Origin of the sequence: Stenotrophomonas sp. SMYL20 (genome assembly GCF_036320045.1) — a bacterium.
Classification (GTDB): domain Bacteria; phylum Pseudomonadota; class Gammaproteobacteria; order Xanthomonadales; family Xanthomonadaceae; genus Stenotrophomonas; species Stenotrophomonas maltophilia_A.
Map to the genome: position 1 here is coordinate 105750 of NZ_JAWIRT010000018.1, position 12918 is coordinate 118667.

Consider the following 12918-nt stretch of genomic DNA (forward strand, 5'->3'; position numbering starts at 1 on the left):
TCGCACTTGTTCTGAACGCCCATTTTCGCCCTCAAACGGGGGTGGGGCAAGCAAACGCCGCCGCCCGTGACAGGACGGTGAGGGTTGCATTTTCAGCGATTCAGGTGCTCAGTTTTGACCGCTTGGGCAATTGCGCCTTCAGGAAGGCCATCTGGTCGGCCAGGATGTTGCGGTTGGACAGGATCAGGTGCTCGATCCAGCTGGGCCGGTAAGGCACCGCCAGCAACGGCATTCCGGCCTGCTGCGGGGTGCGGTCGCTCTTGCGCGAGTTGCAGTGGAAGCAGGCGGTGACCACGTTTTCCCAGCAGTCCAGGCCACCCTTGGACAGCGGCATGACGTGGTCGCGGGTGAGCGTGGGGCGGTTGAACTGCTGGCCGCAGTACATGCACAGGTGCGCGTCGCGGGCGAACAGGGCCGGGTTGGTCAGGTTCGGCGTGGGGTCGATCGCGCGGGAGCGGGCGTGGCCGCGGGCGGCGATGATCGGGTGCAGGTCCATGCCGCTCTGCAGGCCGCTGAAGCGGTTGGTGCCGCCGTGGATGTGCAGGCAGGGATCGCCGAGTGTCCAGGCGACGGCTTCGCGGGCGTAGAGGCACGCCGCATCCTGCCAGGTGATCCAGTCCAGTACGCGTCCGTGGGCATCAAGCGAGAGTAGCCGGACCGAACCGGGGCGATGCAGCGTCGTGGCGTTGGGCGATGCTTCGGCGCCCGGAGCAGAAAACGGAGCTCCGGCTTCGATCAGACCCAAGCGTGTAGTGTCTGTCTCCATCGGGAGAACAGCTTATACCTGAATGTTGACGATTTGTGTATCGCCTGTCGGCGATACGCAAATCGTCAACATTCAGGTCCACGCATTCCGCATCCCAGCCCGCCGATGGCGGGTTGGGATGCCCACGCATTCCTCCTATCCCCTGCGCCGTTGGCGCGCCCCCCTTAACAAAGGGGGGCTCTTCTCCAGAGAGATCCCGGTGGTTTCCATCCACGCGTGGCGTGGATCTACCGTGTCGACCAAGGTCGACACCCACCAGCAGCAGAAATCTGTCGAGGGCGGGGTGGGTCCGGTTGCGGGGGCGTGAGCCGCATGGATGCGGCGACCGAGCTTACATGGACGTACTTGCAGCGCCCCCCGCAATTGGACCCACCCTGCCATCCCTCAGGAAGCCGGCTGTTGCTGTTGCTCCAGCCGTTGCCTCCGCGGGTGCCGGGCGCAGCCCGGCTCAGGCGCCGAAGCGCTCGTCGTCCATCGCCATCAGCGGGGCGGCGCCGGCCTGGATCGCGGCGGCGTGGGCGAGGGTGCGCGGCAGCACGCGGGCGAAGTAGAACCGTGCGGTCTCGCGCTTGCCCTGAGCGAAAGCGGCGCCGTGCGCGCTGGCATCGGCGGCCGCCACGCTGCGGGCCCACCAGTAGGCCAGCACCACGTAACCCGAATAGAACAGGTAGTCATAGCTGGCCGCGCCCAGTTCGTCCGGGTTGGCGGCCGCGCGCTGCAGCACGTCCAGGGTCAGCTTGCCCCATTCGGCGGCCTTGGCGCGCAGCGGGCCGATGAACTCGGCCAGCGCTTCGTTGCCTTCGTTGGCCTTGGCGAACGCCTCGATCTCGGCCAGCATCAGCTTCAGGCCGGCACCCTGGCTGGACGCGGTCTTGCGGCCGATCAGGTCCAGCGCCTGGATGCCGGTGGTGCCTTCATACAGCGTGGTGATGCGCGCATCGCGGGCCAGCTGCTCCATGCCGTGTTCGCGGATGTAGCCGTGGCCACCGAAGCACTGCAGGGCGTTGTAGGTGTTCTCGATACCCCATTCGGTCTGGCAGGCCTTGGAGATCGGGGTCAGGAAGCTCACCAGGGTGTCGGCGCGCTCGCGCTCGGCGGCGTCCTCGGCGTGGTGGGCGACGTCGATCAGGGTGGCGGCGTGCAGGGCCAGCAGGCGGCTGCCCTCGACCAGTGACTTCACCGTCAGCAGCATGCGGCGCACATCCGGATGGACCAGGATCGGGTCGGCCGGCTTGTCCGGGAACTTGGCGCCGCTCAGGGCGCGCGACTGCAGGCGCTCACGGCTGTACTTCAGTGCGTTCTGGTAGGCGCGCTCGGACAGGCCGATGCCCTGCAGGCCGACGCCCAGGCGCGCGGTGTTCATCATGGTGAACATAGCCTGCAGGCCCTTGTGCGGCTGGCCGACCAGGTAGCCCTGCGCACCATCGAAGTTCATCACGCAGGTGACCGACCCCTTGATGCCCATCTTGTGCTCGATCGAGCCGCAGCGCAGTGCGTTGCGCTCGCCGACGTTGCCTTCGCGGTCGACCTTGAACTTCGGGGTGACGAACAGCGAGATGCCCTTGGCACCCGGGGGCGCGTCAGGCAGCTTGGCCAGCACCAGGTGCACGATGTTGCCGGTCAGGTCGTGCTCGCCGGCAGTGATGAAGATCTTGGTGCCGGTGATCGAGTAGCTGCCATCGGCATTCGGCTCGGCCTTGGTCTTGAGCAGGCCCAGGTCGGTGCCGCAGTGCGGTTCGGTCAGGCACATGGTGCCGGTCCAGCGGCCCTCGATCAGCGGCTTCAGGAAGGCCTCGTGCTGCCAGGCTTCGCCGTGCTGCTTCAGTGCTTCGATGGCGCCGTGCGAGAGCAGCGGGAAGTTGCCCCAGGCCAGGTTGGCGGCGTTGATCATCTCGTTGAGCGGCACGCCCAGGGTGTGCGGCAGGCCCTGGCCGCCCAGCTCCGGCGAGGCGGTCAGGCCGGTCCAGCCGCCATCGACGAACTGGTCGTAGGCCTGCTTGAAGCCGGGCGGGGTGGTCACTTCACCGGTGGCCTGGTCGAGCACGCAGCCGATCTCGTCGCCGACGCTGTTGAGCGGGGCCAGCACGGTGGCGCTGAAGCGGCCGGCTTCTTCCAGCACGGCATCGACCACGTCGGCGGTGGCGTCGGTGAAGCCCAGGCGGGCGAACAGGGGTTCGACCTTGAGCACATCGTGCAGGGCGAAACGGAGGTCGGAAAGCGGGGCGGTGTAGCTGCTCATCGGTACGTCTCGATTTGATCAGGGACAGGGGGAGCGGCGCCGGGCGCCGCGGCGGAAAGCGGGAGTCAGCGCAGCACGCCCGGCAGGCCCGGGGCCTGGTTGAGGGTGCTGCGGCTGCTGATGTCGAAGCTGCGCTGCTTCTTTTCCTGCGGCGTGGCTGCCACCGTTCCCTTCAGGCCATAGGCCAGGGTGCGGTTGCTGGCCAGCGCATCGGCCACTACCAGGCGTGCGGCCGAGCTGGGCACCAGATTGACCTGGATGACGTCGGCCGAGGTGCCGCCGATGGAAATGCCCGGCTTGGCCTGCAGGGTGCCGGCGTCGCTGTCGCCGACGGTCAGCGCCAGCGCGACGTCATCGAAGGTCATGGGCATGGAGCTGTAGTTCTGCAGGCGCAGGGCCACGGTCCAGTTGCCGTCGGCGCGCACGGTCAGCTGCTGCAGGCTGGCCGCCGGTTCCGAAACACGCTTGACGATGCCGTTGTTGCAGGCAACAAGGGCGAGGGTGCACAGGACGATCAAGGCGATACGGAAGCGGTGGAGCATGGGCGCAGGTCCTCTGGAGGGGTGCGTTGGATAAGCATACTACGGCGTATGGTCGTTTGGATCGCCTGTGGCGACCCGTCGCAGAGGGTAGCGCGTGAAGATGGCGGCCGGGCGTGCGGGGCGCCGGATGGCGCGCGCGTGGTGCGCCGGATGCGGCGCGGTTCAGTCGGCGGGCGTATCGCGAATCGGAGCCATCAGGCGCAGTGGGCCGAGGTCGTAGCCCATTGTCTCGGCTTTCTCTTTCAACTGTTCGAACCGGGTGCGATCCATTTCCGGCAGGCGCGAGAGGATCCACAGGTACTTACGGTCCGGCTCACCGACCAACGCCCACTGATAGTCCGGGTCCAGTGCCAGGACCCAGTAGTCGGCCCAGACCAGCGGCACCCAGCTCAGCCAGTCCGGCACGAAGCGCACCTGCAACTGGCCGGGATGGCCGGCAACCGGGCGTGCAACGCCTTCAGCAACCACGCGTTCTCCGTCGCCGTTGCGGCAGGCATTGGTGACACTGATGCGGCCATCGCGGCGCAGCCCGTAGTTGGCGGTGATCTCGCCGACGCACTGCTTCTGGAACGACACCGGAAGATGCGCGATCTCGTGCCACTGGCCTGCGTAGCGGTCGATGTCCAGCGTGTCGACTGCGCGCACCGGTTCGGCGGCGATCACCGGGGAGGCGGCCAGCAGCAGGCAGGCGAGCAGGGTGGGGCGCAGAGGCATCGGCAGGCTCCAGGCAGGAGTCTGGAGCTTAGGCGAGCGGCCACGGGCGCGTGTAAAGGTTCCATGCGCCGGCACCATTGCCGTCGTCGGTTGCGGCTACTGCTCGAACGGGCGTTGACTGCGCTCGTCGCCGTCAAAGGTAAGTGTCCGCGTATGCAATGTGCCGCTGCCCATATCCCATTTGAAGGTGTCCAGCCCTCCGCCGCCAGTTCCCTTGGAATGCAGGCGTACTGCGCCGCGGGTCAGATTGTCGGTCAGCAGCAGTTGCGCGGAGCCGTCGGCGTCCACACGGAGTCCGGCCCGGTCCCGCCACCGGTCCTCGCCCTGTCCCTTCGGGGCGTCCAGAGCAAGAGCGACGCTGTTGTCCTCGAACGTGCTCAGGCCGCCTCGCTCGGCGCCGGAAGCGTCGAAAATCAGGATGCCGGCAGCGCGGCTTCGTCGCCCTTCTTCTACGCTGTCCTGGCCAATCTCCACCCGTACCACGCCGTGCTCGTCGAGTACCTGCAGCTGCCGCGTGCTCAAATGATCGACGTGTAATGGGGCATCGCGCTGCGAAAGCAGCCAGGCCGTGACTGCGGCCAAGCCAAGCAACAATACGGACAGCCCGGCAACCAGCCATTGCAGGCGACGCAGCGATTGCCGTAGTTGGGACAGGGAAGGGGTGTCATCCATGTCATCAGTGCTCCATGCAGTGAACCAAGAACGGTACTACAGAGACGGCAGGCACGGTCGCGCAAAAAAAAAGACCTGCATTTCTGCAGGTCTCTGAAGATGGTGGCCGAAGACGGAATCGAACCGCCGACACGGGGATTTTCAATCCCCTGCTCTACCAACTGAGCTACTCGGCCAAATTGTGTGGCAACCGTGATCAAACCCGGTTTCCGGAAAAAAAAGACCCGCATTTCTGCAGGCCTTCGAAAGTGGTGGCCGAAGACGGAATCGAACCGCCGACACGGGGATTTTCAATCCCCTGCTCTACCAACTGAGCTACTCGGCCACATGTTTCGTTGCAGCGAGGTCGCTGCCAAGGACGCGTATATTACGGAGGTCGGCTGCCTTCGGCAAGCGTTTTGCCAAGATTTCTTCACATTGCCGTCTGCGCGCTCGCAAGTGCTTGATCCTCCGTTCTGGGGCGGGGCGTGGCCAGTCGATCATCGTCTGCGGTGGAAATCAGCAGATCGCCGCGATCGCCAAAGCTGCAAGGGCAAGGGCTGCGCCGGACCTGCGCCGGTCCGGGCGATGGAACGCTGTTTTCGTGGCCGCCATCGGGGATGGCTGCGGCGTAGTGTCGGCACTCCTTTCCTGATGCTGGCAACAGCAGAGACCTGGCCATGTCCGATCCCTCGACCACCTCCCGCATCGTGCTTGCGTCGCGTCCGCAGGGGGCGCCAAGTGCAGCCAACTTCCGCCTGGAACAGGTTGCGTTGCCGTCATTGGCCGATGGCGAGGTGCTGCTGCGCAACCGCTACCTGTCGCTGGACCCGTACATGCGTGGACGCATGGACGAGGGCCCCTCGTATGCCGCGCCGGTGGCGGTGGGCGCGGTGATGGAAGGGCAGACCGTGGCCGAGGTGCTGCAGTCCAACGCCGAGGGCGTAGCCGCAGGTGAGCTGGTGCTGGCGCCGGGGGGCTGGCAGACCCACGCGGTGCTGCCGGCCAAGGCACTGGGGCGCCGCCTGGACCCGGCCGGACTGCCGCTGAGTACCGCGCTGGGCGTGTATGGCATGCCCGGCTTCACCGCCTATTCCAGCCTTCATGAAATCGCCCGTTTGAAGCCGGGCGAGACGCTGGTGGTGGCTGCCGCGACCGGGCCGGTGGGCGCGACCGTGGCCCAGCTGGCCAAGCTGCAGGGCGCGCGCGTGGTCGCCATCGCCGGCGGCGAAGCCAAGCGTGCCTATCTGCAGACGCTGGGCGTGGACGTGGCGCTGGATCATCGCGCCGCTGATTTCGCCGCGCAGCTGCGTGCGGCGGTGCCCAGGGGTATCGACGTGTATTTCGAGAACGTGGGCGGGCACGTGCTGGGTGCAGTGCTGCCGCTGCTCAACGACTTCGCCCGCATTCCGGTGTGCGGCACCATCGCCACCTACAACGAGCGGGGCGTCGAGCAGCCCGGCCCGGACCGGTTGCCCGCACTGTTCAGCCAGATCCTGCGCCAGCGCCTGACCGTGCGTGGTTTCATCGTGCACGACTTCAACCATCTGTGGCCGGACTTCGAACGCGAGATGCCGCAATGGCTGCGCGACGGCCGCATCCAGTACCGCGAGGATGTGGTGGAAGGGCTGGAGAATGCGCCGGAGGCGTTCTTCGGGCTGTTGCAGGGGCGCAACTTCGGCAAGCTGGTGGTGAAGCTGGATTGAGGCCTTGGCGGTGTGCCGACCAAGGTCGGCACCTACGGGAAGCTGGGTGTGCCGACCAAGGTCGGCACCTACGGGAAGCTGGGTGTGCCGACCAAGGTCGGCAGCTACGGGAAGCTGAGTGTGCCGACCAAGGTCGGCAGCTACGGGAGGCTGAGTGTGCCGACCAAGGTCGGCAGCTACGGGAAGCTGGGTGTGCCGACCAAGGTCGGCACCCACTTCAGGCAGTCGAGGCCTTTTCCCGGCGCAGCAGTTCGCGCTTGCGCGCTACGCCCCAGGCATAGCCGGACAGGTCGCCATCGCGGCGCACCACGCGGTGGCAGGGCACGGCCACCGCCAACGGATTGCTTGCGCATGCGCGTGCGACGGCACGGCTTGAGCGCGGCGCGCCGATACGCGCGGCGATATCCGCATACGAGGCAGTCTGCCCGCGCGGAATCTGCTGCAGTGCCTGCCACACCCGTTGCTGGAACGCGGTGCCACGGATGTCCAGCGGCAGCGTGGCGCCCCGCGAAGGATCCTCGACCATGCCTACGACCTGTGCCACCAGTTGCTCGTAGCCCTGGTCGGCGCCCACCAGTTCGGCCTGTCGGAAGCGTTGCTGCAGCGACTGCAGCAGGGTCTCCGGATCGTCGCCGAGCAGGATCGCGACCACGCCGGTGGCACTGCTGGCCACCAGCACGCTGCCAAGGGAACTTTCGGCAAGCGCGAAGTGGATGACTTCGCCGCGCCCCCCTGCGCGCCATTGCTTGGGCGTCATGCCCAGCAACTTCGGTGCGTTCTCGTAGAAGCGTCCACTGGAACCGAAGCCAGCATCGTGGAAGGCGTCGGTGATGCGTTCCTGTTGTTCCAGCCCGGTGCGCAGGCGGTCGGCGCGCAGCGCGGCGGCGTACTGCTTGGGGGTCAGCCCGGTGGACTGCTTGAACAGGCGATGCAAGCGCGTCGGGCTGCAGCCAGCGATATCGGCCAGTTGCTGCAGCGAGGGTTCGTCGAGGCTGGTCTGCAGGTGGCGGCAGACCCGTTCGATGCGGTCATCGAGGGCGGTGGTGGCGGTACTGTCCATGGCCGGATTCTGGCACGTGCCGGTGCTGCGGAAACTCCGTTTCCTGCACTCACCTGTGAGGCCCGGAAACGGAGTGTTGGCGGGCCGAAGGCACGGCATCGTGGCGGCCACTTCACAACCGGTACCACGACCATGCGCCTGAACAACAAGATTGCTCTCATCACCGGTGCCAGCGCCGGTATCGGCCGCGCCAGCGCGCTGCGCTTCGCTGCCGAAGGAGCAAAGCTGGTGCTCAACGCACGGCGGCCGGAGCCGCTGCAGGCGCTGGCCGAGCAGATTCGCGCTGCCGGTGGCGAAGCCGTGGTGCATGCCGCCGACGTGGCCAACCCGGGCACGGCGCAGGCGCTGGTCGATCTGGCCCAGCAGTCATTCGGCGGCCTGGACATCGCGCTCAACAATGCCGGCATGCTCGGCCCGGGCGTGCCGGCGGCGGAGTTTCCGGTGGATGCCTGGCGCGAGGTGATGGCCACCAATCTCGACGCCGCCTTCCATGCGGCACGCGCGCAGCTGCCGGCACTGCTGGCGCGCGGCGGCGGCTCGCTGGTGTTCGTCGGTACCTTCGTCGGCCACACCGTGGGATTCCCGGGCATGGCGGCCTATGCGTCAAGCAAGGCCGGGCTGATCGGCCTGAGCCAGGTGATCGCTGCCGAATACGGTGCGCGCGGCGTGCGCAGCAACGTACTGCTGCCCGGTGGCACCGATACGGAGATGGGCCGGCAGGCCGCACCGACCGGCGATGCCCGCGACTTCGTGCGCTCGCTGCACGCACTCAAGCGCCTCGCCGAGCCGGAGGAGATCGCCAATGCGGCGCTGTTCCTGGCCAGCGATGAGAGCAGTTTCGTTACGGGTACCGCGATGCGCGTGGAGGGTGGGGTGTCGATCACCCGTACCTGAGCGCGGTCACGTGCGTGGTGAGTAGCGAATGCCGCTGCTGGCCATGAAGCCTTTCGGATCGAAACGGGCCCAGGCTTCGCCCCAGTTGAACCGGGCGCAGCCGCCGGCCAGTTTTCGCCCCAATGCCGTGGCCAAGGTGCGGCGCATGAACGCGACTTCGGCATCGATCGCTGCCTGGGTTGGCCAGCCGTCTTCCAGTGTTGCACCGGGTAGATCGACGCCCATCGTCACCATGTCGAGCTGTTGCCCGTGGAAGCACAGGCTGATGCCAGCGGGCGCACCACCCAGGCTGAGCCCGTGCAGGCTCAGCCAGTGATAGCCGGTGCCGACGTCGTGCTCCCCTCGCACCAGCGTGGCGAACGCGATACGCGCCTCATCCCGTGACAGGGTGGGGCCGATCAGTGTCGGCAGATTGCCGAGCTGGATGCTGCCGTCGGTCGCATCGAGGCGCATCGGCATGGCGTGTGCTGCGTGCTGGGCAGAAGAGGGCATGGCATACCGGTGGGCGTGGTGCCTCGGATTCTGGCTGCACGGGGGCCGCAGCGGCAAGCCAGTGCCTGCACATGACGTTGGCACAGGACTGACCTGTGGCTTACCCGGCAACCTCTAGCGTGATGGGCAACGTTGGCGTTCCGCCGGCGAGGGAGATTTCAATGAACGAGCGAGGCAAGGATCAGGACCCGAAGCAGGGCATCCAGGAAAGCCGCCAGGACAGGAAGCAGGACGACGTGGCCAAGCAGCGGCCGGGGCAGCGCGATCAACAGGTGCGCGATACGCACTCGCGCAGCCCGCAGCGCAAGGACGGCGGCGAGGAGCCGGCCTGAGCCGCGGGCGCTGAAAAGAAAAAACCCGCAGATCACGGAGATCTACGGGTTCTTCTGAATAGTGGTGGAGCCAAGGGGAATCACGATAAGCAGTGAATCCCATGTGCCGCAATGGTTTCAAAGCGCTGAGTAGATGAGATGCCCCCAGATGTGCCCCCGCATCATGCAGCACTGGGTAGGCCGCGTTCATCCACGTTCCTTGCGTTCATTTTTGACAGAATCCAGGCGTTGATTTCGTCCTCAGACCAAGCCGAGCAGTTGCCGCCGAGGTCGATTTGCGCGGGAAACTCGCCCCGGCGAATCCGGTCATAGATCGTGTTCTTGGCTAGGCCAGTGCGCGCGCTGACCTCTTTCAGGCGAATCAGCTTCGGGGCGCGAGACGTGGGGGCAGCGAAGTCGCTCATGATTTCTCCTTCAACGGTTGGCCAGCGCCGCGCGCTGGGTCTTAGGTTTGCGCTCGGCCAGGCCGAGCTGGAACTGCAGCACGTTGTCGGCTGCTGCAGTCGTAGCGGCCGGCCGCGCGCCGCGAGCCGGGCGATTGAGACGGCGCCACGCCTCGATGGCCTTGTCGGGATCGGCATGCTTGCTGGTCGACCTGCAGGCGCACTCAACCAGGTGGCCTCCGCCGGCGGAGGCGCAGCGCTTGTCGTGGATGTGGCGCGCGCGGTGGCCGGCGGCGCAGTTCGGCAACCCTTCCGGGTGGCTGATATGTTCCTGGGTCATGTGTCAGCTCCGATGGAAATGCGGGGAATGGCTGGCGCTACACTGGGGTGCATGAGTCAATATGCGAATTCGACGCATGCGGAGTTGTGGCTCCGCGCCAAGGCTGAGGCGGGCGCTCTGCGACAGAGCGCTGACGTTCAGGACTTGGTATTGGCCAAGAGGCCGACGACGCATTGGCAGCGGCAGCAGATCCGTGCCGCCATGGCTCCGGGCGCTGACCGGTCGCTGGCCGATCTGTTGGAGGCGCTGGCCAGGCAGGTTCACCACGGTGAGCACCTGGAGGGCGATGCGGCGCAACAGCTTCTGGAGCCGGGCGCGACGCTGCTGGCTGTGTTCGGCCCTCGGCTCGCGATGGGACATAGGAATGCTCGCCACCATGTGGTTCTGGAAGCGGCAAACCTGGTGCTTCGGACGCGAGCGAAGGATTGGCTCAATGCGGGAAAGCCCGGGGAGACCCGGCATGATCGAGCTATTGCCAGCAATCGCGGCCTGGCGGCCGTGCTGGGCGAGCTTGAGGCGGAGCGGAAGCGCTAGAGCGGCCTTGTTCTTCTGGACCATGTTGTCCTCCTTCAGTTCCTGACCAGCGCAACGCGCAGCTGCGGCCAGGCTGCTCTGTAATCGGCGATGAAATCGGCAGGGAAGCTGGACCGCCAGCCGCATCGGCAGCGGAACTGCTCGCCGTCCCAGGTGGTGCGGGGCATGCCGGCGCTGCAGGACGGTTGCCCGCAATACGGCGTGTAGCCCTCTCGTGTCAGCAGGTTGTTGCGGACGATGCTAGTCATGCGAACAGGTCCAGTTGGGCCGGCAGTGCCGGTGCGCGCGGCGATGCCGGTAGTGGGGCGGGAGTGCTGGCACGTATGCGTGCGCGCTGTGCAGCGTTGAAGGTGAACCAGAAGCCGAGGCCGTGTCGGCGTGCCCGGCATTCGGTCAGCAGCACGCGCGCTGTGTGCTTGGCCTGTGCAGCGGTGAGCAGCTGGTCAGCCATGGGCCGCGATCCGATCCGGGCGTGGCCGGTACATGAGAACGTCGTACTCAACGCCCTCGTGACTCCAGCCGCCCAGCGATTCGCCATCGGGGTAGCTCGCAATGTCTCCGTCCCGGAACTCGACATCGACAGGGCCGTGAGCGTCGTCCGGAATGCCGCGACCCGTGTGGCGCTTCCAGCGCTGGCGGCTCATTTGCCCACCGCCTGGCTGTCGAGGACGCGAGCGATGATTGCCGCGTTCTCCTCTGCATCCGGCCCAACCAAGTTGCCGATGATGTCGTTCCCGTGCGAGAGCTGGTAGCAGGTAGCCTTCTTGCTCAGGCGCCAGCCTTCCGGCATTCCGCCCAGGTCAACGGCCTGCGCGGGCACCTGGATCGGCCCGTGGATGATGCCTTCGCCCTTTGCTTCATGCTCAGCAATCAGGTCTGCGTATGCGCCCTTTACGTCGAACTGATCCGTTATCTGCTCGCCGATGGGCCACCCGGCATCCATCATGGCCGTAGTAGGAGTCTGCGGAAGAACCGTGTACTCGGCCAAATCGACCAGCGCCCAGCCTTCTGGAATAGCCGGTTGCTCCCCCGCTGGCTGTCGGTCGCCCTTCTCGATGCAGAATTCCGTTGCTTCGCCCAGAGCAACGCTATCCGGTTGCTTGGACGGCTGGCGGGCGGCGAGGGCGGTGTGGATCGCATTCCGTGCAGCGATCATGTCGAACTCGTCGCCTTCGCTTCCCGCTACATAGGCGTCGACCAGGATGCGATCAACCTCCGGCCAATAGTGGGATGCATCCCCCTGACCACCCGGGGAGGGCTGGGCGGAGAGGGCGGCACGGATCGCATCCAGCGCATCCTGCTCGCGGACCATGAACCAGCTTCCATTCTCGACTGCGACTGGAATGGGGTCAGCGTAAAGATCCAACAGTTCCCTCGCGCTCGCGACCGATCCGCAACCACCCTTGTGGTCCAGCGGTTCAACGGGTTGATCCCGCAGTAGGGCAGCGATAAGCGAGCGGATCCAAGCCGCCTCGACCTCTCCACTCTCCGTATCCGACCAGCTCATATGCTCCGTGTGGAGGCCATCCCACTCTTTAGCCAGAAGCTCCCGTGCCAGCTTCTCGACGGCCAGCCCATCCCCCAGCCTCACCCTCCCACCGGGCTGCACGTCCGCCAGGGTCTTGTTGTCGTTGCTCATGCCTGCATGTCCTTGCTGTTGGTGGAGCGCGCGCTGTGCGCGGCGAGGTGTTCCCAGCGTTCGGCCTCGCCGATGTAGTGAGCGGCGCGCTCCTCCCGCTCTGCCTCGGTGAACTGCACGTCGTGCAGCGCGTGTTCGGCGGCGGCGCGGTTGGCCGCTGCCATGCGGGCTGGGTCGTGATCGAAGATGTCGAGCTGGTTACGCACGCTGGACTCCTGGAATGGGTTGCCGGCTGCTGGAACCCGGCCGGCGCGGGTTCCCTGCGCTACAGGGGGAGAGCGCAGGGCAGGGGGTCAGTGGGTGTCGTCAGCGGCGAGCGGGGCGCGCTGTCGTTCATCGCTGCGGCGCTGCATCTCGGCCTTGAACGCTGGCCAGCTGGTGTGGAGGTCTTCCCAGCAGCGCCATGCGAAGAACACGGCGCCGATGGCGCAGGCGAGGGCGACGGCGTCGAGCTGGTTGCGCAGGGCCCAAGCGAGCAGGGCGAGGAGCAGGCCGACGGCGACGGCGCAGAAGAAGGGCAGGGCCAGGTGGCGCATTACTCGTTCTCCTGTTCGCTGGTGGTCTCGGCCGGCGCGGGCGCCGGGCCGGCGGGCGCGCTGATGGGCGGGATGCCGACGGCCATGGCG

19 protein-coding genes and 2 tRNA genes are annotated in these 12918 nt (G+C 66.5%); 4 read left to right on the top strand and 17 right to left on the bottom strand.

What is annotated here, in order from left to right; translation table 11 throughout:
- Positions 1-100 precede the first annotated feature (100 nt).
- The 7 genes from V3B48_RS14895 to V3B48_RS14925 form a co-directional block, all read right to left on the bottom strand.
- The gene (locus tag V3B48_RS14895) at positions 101-766 is read right to left on the bottom strand and encodes an HNH endonuclease (RefSeq protein ID WP_019336875.1); all 666 of its coding nucleotides are present in this window, start codon (positions 764-766) and stop codon (positions 101-103) included.
- 448 nt (positions 767-1214) lie between these two features.
- Positions 1215-3005, bottom strand: a complete 1791-nt coding sequence (locus V3B48_RS14900; RefSeq protein ID WP_032130305.1) for an acyl-CoA dehydrogenase C-terminal domain-containing protein — start codon at positions 3003-3005, stop codon at positions 1215-1217.
- A 65-nt stretch (positions 3006-3070) separates the two neighbouring features.
- Entirely contained in the window at positions 3071-3547 is a 477-nt protein-coding gene (locus V3B48_RS14905) for an LEA type 2 family protein (protein WP_032130304.1), read from the bottom strand.
- 162 nt (positions 3548-3709) lie between these two features.
- On the bottom strand, positions 3710-4261 hold the full coding sequence (locus tag V3B48_RS14910; protein WP_049401708.1) for a lipocalin family protein: 552 nt from the start codon (positions 4259-4261) through the stop codon (positions 3710-3712).
- Between the two features lie 96 nt (positions 4262-4357).
- Entirely contained in the window at positions 4358-4933 is a 576-nt protein-coding gene (locus V3B48_RS14915; RefSeq protein ID WP_107432594.1) for a hypothetical protein, read from the bottom strand.
- Between the two features lie 100 nt (positions 4934-5033).
- A tRNA-Phe gene (locus V3B48_RS14920) sits at positions 5034-5109 on the bottom strand.
- Between the two features lie 73 nt (positions 5110-5182).
- Positions 5183-5258, bottom strand: a tRNA-Phe gene (locus tag V3B48_RS14925).
- A gap of 334 nt (positions 5259-5592) precedes the next feature.
- On the opposite strand from V3B48_RS14925, the gene V3B48_RS14930 reads away from it, so the two are divergent.
- Complete coding sequence (locus tag V3B48_RS14930) at positions 5593-6618, top strand: NADP-dependent oxidoreductase (protein ID WP_329893993.1); 1026 nt, start codon at positions 5593-5595, stop codon at positions 6616-6618.
- 217 nt (positions 6619-6835) lie between these two features.
- Here V3B48_RS14930 and V3B48_RS14935 read toward each other — a convergent pair whose 3' ends face one another.
- The gene (locus V3B48_RS14935; protein ID WP_329893994.1) at positions 6836-7678 is read right to left on the bottom strand and encodes a methylated-DNA--[protein]-cysteine S-methyltransferase; all 843 of its coding nucleotides are present in this window, start codon (positions 7676-7678) and stop codon (positions 6836-6838) included.
- A gap of 132 nt (positions 7679-7810) precedes the next feature.
- On the opposite strand from V3B48_RS14935, the gene V3B48_RS14940 reads away from it, so the two are divergent.
- Complete coding sequence (locus V3B48_RS14940) at positions 7811-8572, top strand: SDR family oxidoreductase (RefSeq protein ID WP_032130300.1); 762 nt, start codon at positions 7811-7813, stop codon at positions 8570-8572.
- A gap of 6 nt (positions 8573-8578) precedes the next feature.
- Here V3B48_RS14940 and V3B48_RS14945 read toward each other — a convergent pair whose 3' ends face one another.
- Entirely contained in the window at positions 8579-9064 is a 486-nt protein-coding gene (locus V3B48_RS14945; protein ID WP_049401705.1) for a hypothetical protein, read from the bottom strand.
- Between the two features lie 161 nt (positions 9065-9225).
- Here V3B48_RS14945 and V3B48_RS14950 point away from each other — a divergent pair, with 161 nt between their 5' ends.
- Positions 9226-9396 carry a hypothetical protein gene (locus V3B48_RS14950; RefSeq protein WP_165929940.1) on the top strand — a complete coding sequence of 57 codons (171 nt, stop codon included), beginning with the start codon at positions 9226-9228 and terminating at the stop codon, positions 9394-9396.
- Between the two features lie 161 nt (positions 9397-9557).
- Here the strand turns inward: V3B48_RS14950 and V3B48_RS14955 are convergent, their stop codons facing one another.
- Positions 9558-9800 carry an AlpA family phage regulatory protein gene (locus tag V3B48_RS14955; protein WP_329893995.1) on the bottom strand — a complete coding sequence of 81 codons (243 nt, stop codon included), beginning with the start codon at positions 9798-9800 and terminating at the stop codon, positions 9558-9560.
- A gap of 10 nt (positions 9801-9810) precedes the next feature.
- Complete coding sequence (locus V3B48_RS14960; RefSeq protein WP_329893996.1) at positions 9811-10119, bottom strand: hypothetical protein; 309 nt, start codon at positions 10117-10119, stop codon at positions 9811-9813.
- Positions 10120-10170: 51 nt separating this feature from the next.
- Here V3B48_RS14960 and V3B48_RS14965 point away from each other — a divergent pair, with 51 nt between their 5' ends.
- Complete coding sequence (locus tag V3B48_RS14965) at positions 10171-10653, top strand: hypothetical protein (protein ID WP_329893997.1); 483 nt, start codon at positions 10171-10173, stop codon at positions 10651-10653.
- Between the two features lie 35 nt (positions 10654-10688).
- Here the strand turns inward: V3B48_RS14965 and V3B48_RS14970 are convergent, their stop codons facing one another.
- The 6 genes from V3B48_RS14970 to V3B48_RS14995 all read right to left on the bottom strand — a co-directional run bounded on the left by V3B48_RS14970 (position 10689) and on the right by V3B48_RS14995 (position 12828).
- Complete coding sequence (locus V3B48_RS14970; protein WP_329893998.1) at positions 10689-10901, bottom strand: hypothetical protein; 213 nt, start codon at positions 10899-10901, stop codon at positions 10689-10691.
- Positions 10898-11104, bottom strand: coding sequence for a hypothetical protein (locus V3B48_RS14975; protein WP_329893999.1), 207 nt, complete (start codon positions 11102-11104; stop codon positions 10898-10900). The genes V3B48_RS14970 and V3B48_RS14975 overlap by 4 nt, the downstream gene beginning before the upstream one ends.
- Positions 11097-11297 (bottom strand): hypothetical protein, encoded by a 201-nt coding sequence (locus V3B48_RS14980; protein WP_329894000.1) that lies wholly within the window; start codon positions 11295-11297, stop codon positions 11097-11099. Before V3B48_RS14980 ends, V3B48_RS14975 begins: the two co-directional genes overlap by 8 nt.
- Positions 11294-12292, bottom strand: coding sequence for a hypothetical protein (locus V3B48_RS14985; protein ID WP_329894001.1), 999 nt, complete (start codon positions 12290-12292; stop codon positions 11294-11296). The genes V3B48_RS14980 and V3B48_RS14985 overlap by 4 nt, the downstream gene beginning before the upstream one ends.
- Positions 12289-12498: a hypothetical protein gene (locus V3B48_RS14990; RefSeq protein ID WP_010480583.1), complete on the bottom strand. Its 210-nt coding sequence runs from the start codon at positions 12496-12498 to the stop codon at positions 12289-12291. Before V3B48_RS14990 ends, V3B48_RS14985 begins: the two co-directional genes overlap by 4 nt.
- Positions 12499-12585: 87 nt before the next feature.
- Positions 12586-12828, bottom strand: a complete 243-nt coding sequence (locus V3B48_RS14995) for a hypothetical protein (protein ID WP_180832848.1) — start codon at positions 12826-12828, stop codon at positions 12586-12588.
- Positions 12829-12918: the final 90 nt, after the last annotated feature.

Coding starts and splice junctions, on each gene's coding strand:
- V3B48_RS14895 (WP_019336875.1), bottom strand. CDS start 766: ATGGAGACAGACACTACACGCTTGGGTCTGATCGAAGCCGGAGCTCCG.
- V3B48_RS14900 (WP_032130305.1), bottom strand. CDS start 3,005: ATGAGCAGCTACACCGCCCCGCTTTCCGACCTCCGTTTCGCCCTGCAC.
- V3B48_RS14905 (WP_032130304.1), bottom strand. CDS start 3,547: ATGCTCCACCGCTTCCGTATCGCCTTGATCGTCCTGTGCACCCTCGCC.
- V3B48_RS14910 (WP_049401708.1), bottom strand. CDS start 4,261: ATGCCTCTGCGCCCCACCCTGCTCGCCTGCCTGCTGCTGGCCGCCTCC.
- V3B48_RS14915 (WP_107432594.1), bottom strand. CDS start 4,933: ATGGATGACACCCCTTCCCTGTCCCAACTACGGCAATCGCTGCGTCGC.
- V3B48_RS14930 (WP_329893993.1), top strand. CDS start 5,593: ATGTCCGATCCCTCGACCACCTCCCGCATCGTGCTTGCGTCGCGTCCG.
- V3B48_RS14935 (WP_329893994.1), bottom strand. CDS start 7,678: ATGGACAGTACCGCCACCACCGCCCTCGATGACCGCATCGAACGGGTC.
- V3B48_RS14940 (WP_032130300.1), top strand. CDS start 7,811: ATGCGCCTGAACAACAAGATTGCTCTCATCACCGGTGCCAGCGCCGGT.
- V3B48_RS14945 (WP_049401705.1), bottom strand. CDS start 9,064: ATGCCCTCTTCTGCCCAGCACGCAGCACACGCCATGCCGATGCGCCTC.
- V3B48_RS14950 (WP_165929940.1), top strand. CDS start 9,226: ATGAACGAGCGAGGCAAGGATCAGGACCCGAAGCAGGGCATCCAGGAA.
- V3B48_RS14955 (WP_329893995.1), bottom strand. CDS start 9,800: ATGAGCGACTTCGCTGCCCCCACGTCTCGCGCCCCGAAGCTGATTCGC.
- V3B48_RS14960 (WP_329893996.1), bottom strand. CDS start 10,119: ATGACCCAGGAACATATCAGCCACCCGGAAGGGTTGCCGAACTGCGCC.
- V3B48_RS14965 (WP_329893997.1), top strand. CDS start 10,171: ATGAGTCAATATGCGAATTCGACGCATGCGGAGTTGTGGCTCCGCGCC.
- V3B48_RS14970 (WP_329893998.1), bottom strand. CDS start 10,901: ATGACTAGCATCGTCCGCAACAACCTGCTGACACGAGAGGGCTACACG.
- V3B48_RS14975 (WP_329893999.1), bottom strand. CDS start 11,104: ATGGCTGACCAGCTGCTCACCGCTGCACAGGCCAAGCACACAGCGCGC.
- V3B48_RS14980 (WP_329894000.1), bottom strand. CDS start 11,297: ATGAGCCGCCAGCGCTGGAAGCGCCACACGGGTCGCGGCATTCCGGAC.
- V3B48_RS14985 (WP_329894001.1), bottom strand. CDS start 12,292: ATGAGCAACGACAACAAGACCCTGGCGGACGTGCAGCCCGGTGGGAGG.
- V3B48_RS14995 (WP_180832848.1), bottom strand. CDS start 12,828: ATGCGCCACCTGGCCCTGCCCTTCTTCTGCGCCGTCGCCGTCGGCCTG.